The 13,895-nt window shown below is 69.5% G+C and carries 10 protein-coding genes; 2 read left to right on the top strand and 8 right to left on the bottom strand.

Translation table 11 applies throughout. The annotated features are described in order from the left end of the window. Positions 1-89 precede the first annotated feature (89 nt). From ybeY to HV824_RS08455, 5 genes are all read right to left on the bottom strand, one after another. Positions 90-974 (bottom strand): rRNA maturation RNase YbeY, encoded by an 885-nt coding sequence (ybeY, locus tag HV824_RS08435; RefSeq protein ID WP_176418433.1) that lies wholly within the window; start codon positions 972-974, stop codon positions 90-92. Continuing rightward, positions 971-3,475, bottom strand: coding sequence for an HD family phosphohydrolase (locus HV824_RS08440; RefSeq protein WP_176418432.1), 2,505 nt, complete (start codon positions 3,473-3,475; stop codon positions 971-973). Before HV824_RS08440 ends, ybeY begins: the two co-directional genes overlap by 4 nt. Before the next feature lie 133 nt (positions 3,476-3,608). Further along, entirely contained in the window at positions 3,609-4,688 is a 1,080-nt protein-coding gene (locus HV824_RS08445) for a PhoH family protein (RefSeq protein ID WP_176418431.1), read from the bottom strand. Between the two features lie 87 nt (positions 4,689-4,775). Beyond that, positions 4,776-5,891 (bottom strand): DUF4388 domain-containing protein, encoded by a 1,116-nt coding sequence (locus HV824_RS08450; RefSeq protein ID WP_176423032.1) that lies wholly within the window; start codon positions 5,889-5,891, stop codon positions 4,776-4,778. 6 nt (positions 5,892-5,897) lie between these two features. Then, positions 5,898-8,096, bottom strand: a complete 2,199-nt coding sequence (locus HV824_RS08455; protein ID WP_255207864.1) for a hypothetical protein — start codon at positions 8,094-8,096, stop codon at positions 5,898-5,900. A gap of 116 nt (positions 8,097-8,212) precedes the next feature. Between HV824_RS08455 and mazG the strand changes: the two genes are divergently transcribed. Next, positions 8,213-9,403 (top strand): nucleoside triphosphate pyrophosphohydrolase, encoded by a 1,191-nt coding sequence (gene mazG, locus HV824_RS08460; RefSeq protein WP_176418428.1) that lies wholly within the window; start codon positions 8,213-8,215, stop codon positions 9,401-9,403. Positions 9,404-9,542: 139 nt separating this feature from the next. Continuing rightward, on the top strand, positions 9,543-9,818 hold the full coding sequence (gene rpsT / locus HV824_RS08465; RefSeq protein ID WP_163779232.1) for a 30S ribosomal protein S20: 276 nt from the start codon (positions 9,543-9,545) through the stop codon (positions 9,816-9,818). 72 nt (positions 9,819-9,890) lie between these two features. Here rpsT and lptE read toward each other — a convergent pair whose 3' ends face one another. The 3 genes from lptE to leuS form a co-directional block, all read right to left on the bottom strand. Continuing rightward, positions 9,891-10,421, bottom strand: coding sequence for an LPS assembly lipoprotein LptE (gene lptE, locus HV824_RS08470; RefSeq protein ID WP_176418427.1), 531 nt, complete (start codon positions 10,419-10,421; stop codon positions 9,891-9,893). 31 nt (positions 10,422-10,452) lie between these two features. Further along, complete coding sequence (locus HV824_RS08475) at positions 10,453-10,887, bottom strand: hypothetical protein (protein WP_255207865.1); 435 nt, start codon at positions 10,885-10,887, stop codon at positions 10,453-10,455. A gap of 174 nt (positions 10,888-11,061) precedes the next feature. Then, positions 11,062-13,563 carry a leucine--tRNA ligase gene (leuS, locus tag HV824_RS08480; RefSeq protein ID WP_176418425.1) on the bottom strand — a complete coding sequence of 834 codons (2,502 nt, stop codon included), beginning with the start codon at positions 13,561-13,563 and terminating at the stop codon, positions 11,062-11,064. Between the last annotated feature and the right edge of the window lie 332 nt (positions 13,564-13,895).

Consider the following 13,895-nt stretch of genomic DNA (forward strand, 5'->3'; position numbering starts at 1 on the left):
AACACGCGGGAGGCCGCCTACCTATCACGCACGCCGCCCGGCTCAACGGGGTGGATGCCGGATTGTCCAGCGGGGAGCCAGCGGAGGGCCTACATGAGGCTGCGGGCGCGGCGGGCCCTGGCATCCACCTGGAGCGAGTCCGCCACCATGCCCCGCTCGCCCAGGAGTTGCTCCTCCAGGGCCGCCATGCGCTTGGCGTCCCGGGGGCGCTCGTGGTCGTGCCCCAGCAGGTGGAGCAGGCCGTGCGCCAGGTAGCGCGCCAGCTCCGACTCCAGCGTGCGGCCGTACTCCTTGGCCTGCCGCTTCGCCGTGTCCAGGGAGATGACCACGTCCCCCAGCGGGCGCGGTCCCGGCGTGCCCTTGGGCAGGTCGCCCGCGGGGAAGCTCAGCACGTCCGTCGCCTTGTCCTTCTGGCGCCAGGTGCGGTTGAGCCGACGGATGGCCCGGTCGTCCACCAGGGACAGGGACAGCTCCACGCCGGACAGCTCGAGCTGCATCAGGTAGTCCTTGGCCCAGGTCGTCAGCAGGCGCGCGAAGTCGCGCCCCTGGCCATGGGCCACCTGGATGACGACGTGGTTCTCCTGGACGCGGGGCTTGGGCGCCTCCATGTGCGCCAGCTCCGGGCGGAACGCGGGCGCGCACACCGACCAGTAGTCACACGCGCCCTGTCCGTCGTTGCGGTACACCACCCGCTTGCCGCGCGGCACCAGTCCGACCTCGCCCGCGGGGATGCGCTCGCGGCGGCCCTCCACGACGACGGTCAGCTCGCCCGTGAGGACGATGACGACCTCGTCGAACTCGGGGCGCTGCGCCGGTTCGGACCAGCCCGGGGGGGCCAGCATCCGCGCGACGGACGCCGCGTCCGTGTGGGTGGTGGCCGCGCCCACGAACTCCTCGATGCGCTTGCCGTCGTCACGGGGAATCAGCTTCCCCTTGCGCAATCTCACGCCATTGCCCCTTCGTGCTCCGCTCATGCCCCCCCCGCGGTCCGCGCCTTGTCCTTGCTGCCTTCCACGGGCCGAGGCACCGCGCCCGCCACCACCAACGGAGGCGCCTTGCCTCCACCCACGGCGCCCGCCGGATAGGCCGGACGCGTGTGGTAGATGCCCTCGAGCGTGTGCAGGAAGGACTGAGAAATGAGGTTGAGGTCCTTCAACGTCAGGTCACACTCGTCGAGCTGACCCTCGGAGAAGATGAGGTTGATGATCTTCTGCACCTGCGCGTGGAGCTTGGGCGTGGTGGGGTCCGTCATGGAGCGCGTGGAGGCCTCCACCGCGTCGGCGATCATCACCAGCGCCGCCTCGCGGAACTGGGGCTTCGGGCCCGGGTAGCGGTAGATGCTCTCGTCGATGGGCGGAGCGCCTTCCTTGCCCTCCTGCTCCTTCAAGGCCTTGTGGTAGAAGTAACCCACCGTGCGCGTGCCGTGGTGCTGCGGAATCGCGTCCGCCACCAGCTTGGGCAGCCGGTACTGACGGGCCATCTCCAGGCCCTCCGTCACGTGGCGCTTGATGATGACCGCGCTCATCGCCGGCGCGAGCGCGTCATGGCGGTTCTCACCCTTCTGGTTCTCCCCGAAGTAGAGCGGATTCCGGCCCTTGCCGATGTCGTGGTAGTACGCACACGAGCGCGCCAGCAGCGGGTTGGCCCCAATCGTCTCCGCCGCGTTCTCCACCAGCGAGCCGATGATGATGGAGTGGTGGTACGTGCCGGGCGCCTGGACGATGAGCTCCTTGAGCGCCGGGTGGTTCAGGTTGGCCAGCTCCAGCAGCTTGATGTCCGACGCGTAGCCGAAGGTGGCCTCGATGAGCGGCGTGAGCGCCATCACCATCACCGGCACCGCCAGCGAGGAGCCCACGAAGGCGCTCAGCGCGGTGAGGAGGGTGTCGGCCGACAGGCCCTTGCCTTCCACGAGGAAGAGGAAGAGCACCGCCACCAGGTTCACCGCGCCCGTCACCAGACCCGCGCGGAAGATGCCCACGCGGTCCTTCGCCTTCACGATGCGGTCGGCCGCCACCAGCGAGCCCAACAGCGTGAAGACGCCGAAGGCCAGCGAGTTGCCCAGCATCACGCCGGTGAGACAGGAGAAGACGAGCGCGAAGAAGAGCGCCAGCTCCTGCGTGAGGATGAAGCGCACCAGCATGGCGCCGGCCGCCACGGGGAAGGCGTAATAGAAGGCCTCGATGGGCAGCGCGGTGTAGCGGTCCTGCACCGCGTCCGCGATGGACACCCAGACTTGCAGCAGACCCAGCAGGCCCAGGAGCAGCAGGCCCAACAGCACGCCGTCCTTGCGCGTGGGCCGGAAGCGCCGGAAGGCGGCGCTGCAGAAGAAGTAGAACGACACGATGAGCAGGCCCACCAGGCCAGTGCCGCCCGCCTGGAGTTGGACCAGGTCCAGCCGGTCCGTCTCCGCGCGCATGCCGCGCAGGATGACCAGGTGCGACTCATTGACGAGCTCCCCGTCGCCGATGACGCGCTGGCCCTTCTTGATGGAGATGACGGCGTCCTTCACCGCCTGGGCCGCCTGGGTCCGGCGCGCGTCCGACTCCGCGATGTTGATGGTGAGGTTCGGCCGCACCAGCCGCTGGGCCAGCCGGAGGATGGCGCGGCGCTGGACGCCCGGCGCGTCCGGCATCAGGTTGCCGGGCACCGAGGCGAAGCGCTCCATCTCCTGGTGCGCCTCGGGGACGTCCACCACCTGGGTGGAGCCCCCGGACAGGGACTCCTCGGCCTTGTTCACCACGTCGCGGACGGTGAGTCCCTGATGCGCCTCCCGCGCCAGCTCCTCCCGGGAGCCGGCCACATGGACCGCGCCGCGCTCGGAGCGATACGCCCGCTCCAGCACCAGCAGCGTGGCCGTCTCCGCCTCCTGTGAGAAGCGGGTGGCGTAGAGCGCCTGGAAGTCCTCGGCCTCCAGCACGGCGTCGCGCTTGCCGAAGAAGCGCTCCTGGAGCTCCGCCCGCATCTTCTCGCGGGTGCCGCGCTCCAGCTCCACCATCTCCGGGGACGCCGCGGGCTTGCGCCGGCGGGGCGCCTCGCGATCCTCGGGCTCCGCTTCGGTCTGCGCCTCCGCGAGCTCGTCCAGATGCAGGCGCATGGACGAGAAGGCGGAGCTCACCGTCGCCCGCAGCTGCCCCAGGACGGCGGGGTTCAAGTCGTACACGGGTTTGACGGCCGCGCGCGCGTCCTGGCGCCGCTGCTGCGTCATGGCGCGGTGGACGACCTCGTAGTCCCGCGCGGCCTTGAAGCCCGCGGGCGAGCTGGCCCGGAACGGCTTGCCGAGGTGCTCCTCCGCCAGCGCCGGAATCTGCTGGCTGTAGAGGCCCGGCGAGATGACGAAGCCCGCGCCAATGGAGACGGCCAGCAGGAGAAGGACCTGGATGGCGCGCCGCCCCCAGACGCCGTTTTCCAGTCCGAGGCGTTCGGCGAGCGCGTCCAGTGGACTGCGCCCAGGGGGCTGCGTTTCCGATTCGGCCATGGGGGTCCTCACCCTAGATAAGGCGTCGCGGATCCTTCAAGGACGCAGCGCCTGGGAATATTCGCAAGGGTGGGATGGGGTACGCCCGCCCGGCAGGGTATGCGCGGGTGGGCGCAGGTAGGTTCTGTCGCCGTTACTCGACGGCAACGGGCTCGGTTGCCGCCGTCGCGGTGGGGGCCGGGGCGGCAGCAGTGGCTGCTCCCCGCGCCGCCTGGGCTTCGCGCTGGGCGAGGTCCGCCCGGTCGTAGGCGCGGATGACCTCCTGGACCAGCGGGTGGCGGACCACGTCCACATCGGAGAACTCCGCGAAGTGGATGCCGTCGATGTTCTTCAGCACCGCGCGGGCGTGATTCAACCCGGACATCTTCCCCGTGGGCAGGTCCACCTGCGTCACGTCACCGGTGATGACGGCCTTGCTGTTGTAGCCCAGGCGCGTGAGGAACATCTTCATCTGCTCCACGGTGGTGTTCTGGGCTTCGTCCAGGATGACGAACGCGTCGTTGAGCGTGCGGCCACGCATGAAGGCCAGCGGGGCCACTTCCACCACGCCCTGCTCCAGCAGCTGCGCGGCGCGCTCGGCCGCCATCATGTCGTGCAGCGCGTCGTAGAGCGGCCGCAGGTAGGGGTTCACCTTCTCCTGCAGGTCGCCCGGCAGGAAGCCCAGCTTCTCCCCCGCCTCCACGGCGGGACGCGCGAGGATGATGCGCTTGACCTTGCGCTCCTGGAGGAAGGCGACCGCCATGGCCATGGCGAGGTACGTCTTGCCCGTGCCGGCGGGACCGACGCCGAAGACGATGTCGTGGGAGCGGATGGCGTCCACGTAGCGCTTCTGGTTGATGCTCTTGGGGGCGATCTGCCGGTTGCCGGAGCTCTTCAGCACCGGGCCCAGCATGACCTCCTGCAGGGACTCCGCGCCGCGGCCGAGCACCTTGATGCCCTGCTCCACGTCCTCGCGGTAGACGGGGCGGCCGGCGCGGATCATCTCCTCCAGGTTCTCCAGGAGACGGACGGAGAAGGCCACGGCGTCGGACGGACCGGAGAGGTGGAACTCGGTGCCGCGTTGTCCCACCCGGACCCCGAGGCGCCGCTCCATCAACTTGAGGTTTTCGTTCTGGCTGCCGCAGAGGGCCAGGGCGGTCGCGTTGTCACGAACGTCCACCTTGGCGGAGGCGGTGAGCACTTCGGGCGCTTCCAACGTGGCGGGATTTCGCAATGCGGATTCTTCCTCGGTCTATGTCGCTACGGCTGACACCAACGTAACGCCGCCCTCAGGGCCGCGAAAGACGACTTTGTGTCAGGACTAGCGCAAGGGTGGCAGGAGAATGAACTGCCGAGCGGCCAACCGCCGGTAATAGTACTCTTCCCGCCACGGATATTTCAGTTCGCCCGGCTTCAACAGTCCAGCCTGCACCAAAGAATCCAGACGCTCGGGCAGCTCACCGCGTTCCAGACGAAACACCTCGAGTGCGGCCTCGATGCGGACGCGTTGGGCCTGGGAAACATGACGTTGGGCCGCGGCATCCGCGAACACCGCGGCAACGCCCGCCGCGGGGTCCCTGCTCACGGCCCGGGGCACCACCAGCGCCACCGCCGCCAGCACCCCCACGGTAGCGAAGAGGCGCCCCACCGGCCCCGCCACGCGAACAAGCAAGCGCTGGTCCCCTGGAGCGGGGGCCGGGGCGCCCTCCGGAAGAATCGGGCGGACGTACTCGCCCTTCACCAGGTTGTAGAGCGCCTTGCAGGTCTCGAACTCGCCCAGGCAGGAGAGGTCCACCAGCTTGCGCAAGTCCCTCCCGGGGGAGAGCTCATCGTAGATGCGCCGCTCCGAAGGACCGATGGCGCCCAGTTCCCCGCCCTCCTCCGCGCGCGGCTGAGACAGGGCCTTGATGCGCTCGAAGGTCAGGTCGTCACGGTGGATTTTCTGCCGGATGACGGGCCACTCATCCACCATCCGGAAGCCTTCCATGAGCACCGTCTCGGCGCGCAGCGGATGGATGGCTTCCGCGTCTGGCTCCACCGGCTCCTGGATGAACTCGTAGGTGCCCGACTTCCAGGTGAAGAGCCGGTAGAGGGTCTCCGTGGCTTGCAGCTGCATCATCGCCTGGAAGCGCTCGGCGGTGAGGGCCTGGCTGGAGACGAGCACGTCCCCCAGGCGCTTGAGCGTGCGGCGCTGCGTCTCCAGGGCGGCCTCGAGCTGCGTCTCGGTGATGAGCTCCGAGCGCACCAGCATGGTGCCGATGAGCTCCTTGCGCTTCCGGGTGACGCTCTCCGCCTTGATGATGTGGCCATCGTTGAAGCCGATGCGCACTTCCTGGTCCCTGGCGCGGACGTGGAGCGTGCCCGTCTTCTGCTGCTGCCCGATGAGCTGCAGGATGTCGCCAATACCAAAGTCCTTCAGGGTGCCTTGCAGGGACATCGCCGTTCACTCCCCCCGCCGCAGACGGCGCAGACCGCGCAACGACAGCAGGTGGACACCCAGCAGCAGCAACACCGCGGGCGCGAGCTTGAGGTACAGGGGGGCTTCACCGTAGGGCCCTCGGACCAGCCCCTGGTGCAGGAGCACCGCGGCCAGCGCGAAGAGGAAGCCGAACGCATACAGCGCGCCGCGGACCGGGACACCCGAGGCCACGTGCCCCGCGCCGGACAACACCGCGCCCAGGACGTACGCCACGCGGCCCGTCCAGGCCTGATGCCGGTCCACCTGGAGCTGCTTGCGCGCCCGCAGCTGCTGCGGCACCAGCCCCCGGCGGGCGAAGACGTTGACGCACTGGCCACACTGCTTGCTGCCCACGCCCAGTTCCGGGTCGCAGCGCACGCACACCGCGCGACCACAGCGCTCACACACCTTGGCCGCCTTCAAGCGGTCACCCGCGAAGCCCCACAGGGCCAAGAGCACCGCCAGCGCCGCGGCCCCCGCGGAGGCCATGGGCCCGGGAGCAAGCCCGGGGAGCAGCCAGCGCGACACCTGCGTCTCCACCTGACGACCCGCGCCCGTACCATCCGCGAGCGGAAGCCAGTCGGACTCCCCCAGCACCGGGGAAAGCAACAGCAGGTTGAGGAGGAGCCGGTCCTCCGGGGGCGGGTCCCGGACCAGCAGCGTTCCATCCAGCGCCTGCGCCGAGGCCATGGCCGTGGCGGCGCGGTCCAGTTCCTTGCCGACCTCCGAGTCGGGCAGCGTCTTCGCCCTGCGGCGGACCACCTGCGCCAGGTTGTAGTGCGGAGCCGCCAAGTCCGGTGCCGACTGCGAGGCCTGCACGTAGAGCAGCGCCGCGCCGTCCGCGTCTCCCAGCGCGACCAGGGTGTTGCCGAAGCGCGTGAGCAGGCGCGCATCCGAGTTCTTCAGCGCCGAGGCCGCCTTGAAGTGTGTCCTCGCCTCTTCCAGCAGGCCGCGCCGGGATTCGAAGTACGCCAGCGACAGCACCTCCACGAAGGTCGCCGTGCGGGACGCCATCCGCGTCAGCACGCGCGCCCGCGCCTCCTCGGCGGACAGGCCACCCCGCTCCAGGAGATAGACGTCCTCGGCCGGCGTGCCCGCGAACGCCGTGACGCGCGCGAGCTGCCCCGCCGCCAGCGGCAGGAGCCCCACGCCCGCCACCAGCACCGCCGCCACCACCCGCTCCGTCCGCGAGAGATAGAGCGACACGGTGGCCAGCATCACCAGCAGCGCGGGCAGCACCCCCAGCCCCAGCACCCACGGCAGGCTCAAGAGCAGCAGCCCCAGGACCAGGGACTGCCACCGGGAGACGACTCGCGGCAGCAGGTGGTGGAAGTCATGCAGCGCGTAGCGGAGCTTCCGTAGGAAGAGCAGGCCCATCAGCAGCACCGCGGTGGCGCCCCAGGCCAGCAGCACCAGCGCGCCCAGGTCCGCCAACGCGGGCCGGCGATAGCGGGCATCCCGCGCCAGTGTCGTCAGCGACTGCCGCACCTGCCCCAGGGCGCGAGACACGTCACCCGGCTTCTCCAAGGCGTAGAGCTCGGCGAGCTCGAAGCGGGCGTAGGGCAGCCCCGGTGACAGCTCGACCGCCACCTCCGCCAGCCGCACCGCGCCGGCCATGTCCCCCGCGCGGCGGCGCACGGCCGCTTCGCGGAGGAAGCCCGCGCTCAGGGGCTCCAGGTCCGTGGCGGCCAGCTCGACGCGCAACGTCCGCAGCTCCTTGAGGGCCGCAGCCGCCGCGTCTCGATCATTCGTCGCCCGGGCCTGCCGCCACCGGTTCCAGAGGGCTTCCAGGTCCGCATCCGTCACCCGCGGCGCCAGCACCGGACTCAGCGTCACCGGCCTGGGGGTGATGACCGTGGGTTCCTCGACCGGCGGAGGACTGGCCGCCGCGGGCGTCCGGCCATTGCCGGGGACCGCTTCGGAGGCCCTGATGTTGCGCGCGGGCGCTTCGTCGGCGTCCTCGGTGGAGGCATCCTCCTCCACGGGGACGTCTTCTTCCGGCACGTCCTCCGCGTAGGCGGCGTCATCCACCGGATCCATGGACTCATCCCGCAGGTCGGGCTCCATGGGACCCGGATCCACCTCTGGAAGGCGCGTGGGGGCTTCCAGCTGCGCGGACGCCACGACGGGCACCAGAAGCGTGAATCCACTGAAAAGGAGGGCGAGAAGCGGCAGGCGGATCATCCAGGGGGTGGATTGTAGGCGACCCAGGGCCAACCGCGAAAACGAACGCCAGTCAGGCCGCCCACCTGCCGCGTTTGCCGGACAGCACCAGACCCGTGCGTGCTACAGGACTGTGCATGGCGGACACGACGCTGACCCCCGGGGCGGAGTTGGAGCGACTGGTCGACATCATGCGGCGGCTGCGCGCTGAAGGCGGCTGCCCGTGGGATCGCGAACAGGACCTCCGCTCGCTGCGGCCCTACCTCCTGGAAGAAGCCTTCGAGGTCCTGGAGGAGATGGACCGGGTGGCCTACGGCGGCTCCTGGCGGACCTTCTGCGAAGAGCTGGGAGATCTGCTTTTCCAGATTGTCTTCCATGCCCAGCTCGCCTCGGAGCTGGGGGAGTTCTCCCTGGCCGACGTGGCGAAGGCCATTGGCGACAAGCTGGTCAGCCGGCATCCCCATGTCTTCGGCGACGGCCAGCGCCTGGAGGGCGCCGAGCAGGTCCTGGACAACTGGGCCAAGCTCAAGGCCGCGGAGAAGAAGCGCAAGACGGGCCGGGAGGGCTCGGTGCTGGACGGCGTCCCCGTCGCCGCCCCGGCGCTGATGCGGGCCGAGCGGCTCTCCGAGAAGGCCAGCCGCATCGGCTTCGACTGGCCGGACGTCGCCAGCGTGCGCGCCAAGCTGACAGAGGAGCTGGGCGAGCTGGACGAGGCCATCGCCGCGAATGATCGGGACGCCATCGAGCACGAGCTGGGGGACGTGCTGTTCTCGCTCGCCAACCTCGCGCGCTTCGTCGGAGCCCCGGCCGAGGACGCGCTGCGCATGGCCATCCGCCGCTTCACCGCCCGCTTCCAGCACATCGAGTCCGCCCTGCGCGCCGAGGGTGTCGCCCTGGGGGATGCCACCCTGGAGCACATGGAGCGCCACTGGCAGGACGCCAAGGCGCGCGAAAAGGCCCTGCCGTCTCCGACCTGGGTTCCTCGCGCGCCCGTCACCACGCTGCGGCTAGGTGTGGTGGATCTCCCCGCGCAGCGCGCGTTCTGGGACGCCCTGGCGCCCCGGCTGGGGTGGACCCCTCGTCGGACTCCCGCCGTGGATCAGGCTCTCTATGAAGACGGGGGCCTCCGGATCGCCTTCGAAGCGGCGGGGACGCCCACGACGGGCCTGAGGCTGACCCTGACGGCCCCCTCCACGGCGGCGGTGGAGCGACTCCCCGGCATCCTGGCGGAGATTCAGGGGGGCCGGCTGATCCAGCACCAGGCCGGCCGACTCACCTTTGAGGATCCATCAGGGCTGGTGTGGGAATATACGACTTCGGTAGAGTGATTTTCCTCGCAGGTGCCCTCGGCGGGGCGTCCAGAGCCCGGAAATCCCGGCTGGAGGCCCACACCCGCCTTGACGCCCGCGAGGCGTCGCAGTAAGGACGGCCCCTCTTTTAGCCTGCCATTACCGCTGGAGATTTCTCTTGGCCAACACCAAGTCCGCAGAGAAGCGTCACCGTCAGTCCCTGAAGCGCCGTGCGCGCAACGTCACCGTGCGCGGTGAGGTGAAGACCGCCGTCAAGTCCGCTCGCGAGGCGCTCGGCAGCAAGGATGGGGCGAAGCTGACGGACGCCATCAAGTCGGCCTCCAAGGCGCTGAGCAAGGCCGCCACCAAGGGCGTGCTGCACAAGCGCACCGCTTCCCGCCGTATCTCGCGTCTCGCGAAGGCCGCCACCAAGGCCGCCCGCGCGCAGGCCTAGTCGAAGCCCTGGGGCCACCTCGCGTGGCCCTGCTTCATCCGTGCAGGCTGCCGGGAGGAGGCTCGTGCCTCCTCACCAGGCGCCCGCGAGTCTGTCGTACCCGTCCCGCATCAAGACCTCCGCGAGGCGCTCGAGCGCGACCTGCCGGTTCGCCTCCGCCTCCAGGATGTCTCCGCTCCCCAGCACATAGTCCTCCGTGCCGAAGACCTCCGTCTGCTTGAGGACCTGTCCGTCCTTCACCACACGGAGCTGGGCCCGAGCGGAGACGCGGAAGAAGAAGCCCGGGCTGGTGCGCTTGCCCACCACGGTGGTGGGGGTGTTCGCCACCGACAGCACCGTGCCCTCCATGCGCGCGTCGCAGGACTCCGCGCTGCCCAGCCGCCCCACGCGGATCAGCTCCTGCCGCAGGAAGCGCGTGAAGACTGTTTCCAGCGTGGGCTCGGGTGTGGCGTTGACGAAGACGGGCGCGCAGAGGGACGTCACGCCGGCCGGCAGCCCGTCTCCACGAGGCGTCAGGCGGTAGCCACAGCCCGCGGCCGCCCACATTCCCACCACCACGCCAATCCAAAGGCGCCGGGAGCTCACAGCGCAGGGTCGCGACATGCGCGGCACCCTACCCGGCCCGATCCGCCCGTCAAGCCAGAGGGCCGCCGTCGCGCATCGACGGAGGCGGCGGTGACGCCTCACCGTCGACAGCCACGCCGCGCACCCGCAGGGCCTCCGCCAACGACGTCCACGCCGCTAGCAGCCGCGTGTCCCGGGATGAACCCCGCCGCGCCAGTCCCAAGGGCCAGCGTACCGTCGGCCCCTGCCGAGGCACCAGGACGAGCCCGTGTGAGCGGCACGTCAACGCCAGCAGGACGCCCAGCGCCGCCATGCCCAACCCCAGCACCTTCAGCGCGATGGGCTGCGCCCACAGGCCCAGCAAGGCGAAGACGGTCAGCGCCAGCGCCTCCCGGAAGTAGCGCGACTCCAGCCGCGCCTCCCGCAGCGAGTCCAACTCCACGGGAGGAACCATGACCGACGGGTGCGGCTGATAGGAGAGCCGCGTCCCCTGACCGGAGAGCATGCGCCCTCCTCCCAGGTTCGCGACGAAGAAAGGCTCCCCCGGTGCCGGGCCCCCGGGAAGGGGCGCTTCGGGGAGCACGGCCTCGCAGGCAATGCACCGCGGGCGGCCCGCGAGTTGGGGCCGCCCACATGCACCGCACATGACGAGGACGTCGGTCGGCACCCGGGTCCCCGCTCAGGTGGCGACGAAGTTCACGAGGCGCTTGGGGACGAAGACGAACTTGCGCAGCGTCTTGCCCGCCAGGGCCGCCTGGACCTTCTCATCCGCTTCCGCCGCGGCGCGCACGTCCGCCTCCGCCGCGTCCGCCGCCACGCGAATCTCCGCGCGCAGCTTGCCGTTCACCTGCACGGCGTAGGGGATGACGTCGTCCACCACCAGCGCCGGGTCGAACTCCGGCCAGGCCTGCGCGACGGTGAAGTCCTTGCCGCCATAGGCCTCCGAGATTTCGTCCGCGATGTGCGGCGCGAACGGCGTGAGCACCGCCGCCAGAAGCCGCACGGCCTCCGCCATGGCGGCCTTCTCCGCGGCCGTCTCGGGCGTCCCCTGGGCGTAGAGCGCGTTGACGCCTTCCATGATGCCGGCGATGGCCGTGTTGAAGGACAGGCGCTCGATGGCCTCCCCTACCCGCTTGAGCGTCTTGTGGGCGGCGCGGCGAATCTCCAGCGCCTTGCCCTCGGAGGGTCCGTCATAGGTGGCACCCGCCGTGGCCGCCTGGTGCGTGGCGGCCAGCGTCCAGACGCGCTTGAGGAAGCGGAATACGCCCTCCACCTGGTCATCGGACCAGTCGAAGTCGCGCTCCGGCGGGCCGGCGAACATCACGTAGGCCCGCGCCGTGTCCGCACCGTACTTCTGGACGATGGAGGAAGGCGCCACCACGTTACCCCAGCGCTTGGACATCTTCCGGCCATCCGGACCGTTGACGATGCCCTGGGTGATGAGGCGCGTGACGGGCTCATCCACGGGGCTGAGCCCCAACAGCTTCATCACCCGCGTCCAGAACCGGAAATAGAGCAGGTGCATCACCGCGTGCTCGGGGCCCCCCACGTAGATATCCACGGGCAGGAAGCGCTGGGCCTCCTTCGGGTCGAACGGCGCGGCGTCGTAGTGCGGCGACAGGTAGCGCGCGAAGTACCAGCAGGAGTCGACGAAGGTGTCCATCGTCTCCGTCTCGCGCCGAGCGGGCCCGCCGCACTTCGGACAGGTGGTGTTGACCCACGAGGCGACCTTCGCCAGCGGCGGCTCGCCCTTGCCGGTGAGCACCGCCTGGGTGTCAATCTCCGGCAGGCGCACGGGCAGCTGGTCCAAAGGCACCGGGATGCCGTTGCGGTCCGGGTCGCACTTCTCGCAGTAGACGATGGGGATGGGCGTGCCCCAGTAGCGCTGGCGGCTGAAGCCCCAGTCCTTCTGGCGGTACGTCACCGTCGCCTTGCCCTTGCCGTCCTTCTCCAGCGACGCGGCCATGGCCTGACGCGCCTGCTCGGACGTCTGGCCCGTGTAGGCGCCCGAGTCCTCCAGCACGCCGTACTCCGTATAGGCCGCCTCCAGCTTGTCGCCCGGCGGGAGCTTGTCACCGGACGCGGGCTGGATGACGACCTTCACGGGCAGGCTGTACTTGCGCGCGAAGGCGAAGTCTCGCTCGTCGTGCGCGGGCACGCTCATCACCGCGCCGGTGCCGTAGTCGCTCAGCACGAAGTTGGCGATCCAGATGGGGACCGCCTGTCCGGTGAAGGGATTCTCCGCGTAGGCGCCGGTGAAGACGCCCTCCTTCTCCGTGCCCTCGCCCAGGCGCTCCGTCTTGGACTGGGCGGCCATGCGTTTGGCGAAAGCTTCCACCTCCGCGCGGCGCTCGGGCGTCGTTACCTGGGCCACCAGCTTGTGGTCCGGCGCCAGCACCACGTAGGTGCAGCCGAAGATGGTGTCGATGCGGGTGGTGAACACGCGCAGCGCGGCGTCATGCCCCTGCACGCGGAAGTCGGCCTCGGCGCCGTCCGAGCGGCCAATCCAATTCCGCTGCGCGGCGGTGATGCGGTGGGGCCACTCAGTGAGCGTATCCAGCGAGTCCAACAGGTCCTGCGAGTACCGGGTGATGCGGAACGCCCACTCGGGCATCTCCTTGTCCACCACGGGGGAGTCGCAGCGCTCGCAGACGCCGTCCTTCACCTGCTCGTTGGCGATGACGGTGTGGCAACCGGTACACCAGTTCACCTTGCTGAAGCGGCGATAGACGAGCCCACGCTCCAGCATCTGGATGAAGAACCACTGGTTCCAGCGGTAGTACTCGGGGTCGCTCGTGTTGACCTCGCGCTCCCAGTCGTAGCAGTAGCCCAGGCTCTTCACTTCCTTCTTGAAGGACGCGATGTTCTCCGCCGTGCGCACCGCCGGGTGCACGCCGTCCTTGATGGCCGCGTTCTCGGCCGGCAGGCCGAGCGCATCCCAGCCCAGGGGATGCAGCACGTCGAAGCCCTTCATCCAGAAGTAACGCGCGTACACGTCCCCGAGCAGGTAGTTGCGGACGTGCCCCATGTGCATCTTCCCGCTGGGGTACGGCAGCATCTCGAGCACGTACTTCTTGGGTGCACCGGGGCGTCTGCCTGCCCGGAAGACGCCCGCGTCGTCCCAACGGGTCTGCCACTTACCTTCAATCGCCTGCGGCTCGTAACGCTCGTTCATCGCCATATCTATCGAGTCTCTTAGAGGAGGGACGTGCCCCGGGCAACTAGTCTTGCCGGGACAAATCCGTCCTGAACGGACGGCGGCCCCAGGTCTTCGGCCCTCCAAGGATGACCTCGCCTCCTTGGCCGGTGACGCGCCGCGCCTCCCCAGATGACAGACGTAAATCGCGTGGGCTCCAGCGGCGGGCAAACATTCTCGTCAACCTGCATTCAAAGATTAACATCAAAAGTGAGGATATGCCGTTGACGGCCAATCGTTGACCCGGTGACGATTCCCCTCACCGGCATCCTGCCTTGGGGGGAGCCGTCCATCCGCAGCGAGTGAGGACTGAATGA

Source organism: Myxococcus sp. AM009, assembly GCF_013372605.1.
GTDB lineage: Bacteria > Myxococcota > Myxococcia > Myxococcales > Myxococcaceae > Myxococcus > Myxococcus vastator.

Coding starts and splice junctions, on each gene's coding strand:
- ybeY (WP_176418433.1), bottom strand. CDS start 974: ATGAGCGGAGCACGAAGGGGCAATGGCGTGAGATTGCGCAAGGGGAAG.
- HV824_RS08440 (WP_176418432.1), bottom strand. CDS start 3,475: ATGGCCGAATCGGAAACGCAGCCCCCTGGGCGCAGTCCACTGGACGCG.
- HV824_RS08450 (WP_176423032.1), bottom strand. CDS start 5,891: ATGTCCCTGCAAGGCACCCTGAAGGACTTTGGTATTGGCGACATCCTG.
- HV824_RS08455 (WP_255207864.1), bottom strand. CDS start 8,096: ATGATCCGCCTGCCGCTTCTCGCCCTCCTTTTCAGTGGATTCACGCTT.
- mazG (WP_176418428.1), top strand. CDS start 8,213: ATGGCGGACACGACGCTGACCCCCGGGGCGGAGTTGGAGCGACTGGTC.
- lptE (WP_176418427.1), bottom strand. CDS start 10,421: ATGTCGCGACCCTGCGCTGTGAGCTCCCGGCGCCTTTGGATTGGCGTG.
- HV824_RS08475 (WP_255207865.1), bottom strand. CDS start 10,887: ATGCTCTCCGGTCAGGGGACGCGGCTCTCCTATCAGCCGCACCCGTCG.
- leuS (WP_176418425.1), bottom strand. CDS start 13,563: ATGGCGATGAACGAGCGTTACGAGCCGCAGGCGATTGAAGGTAAGTGG.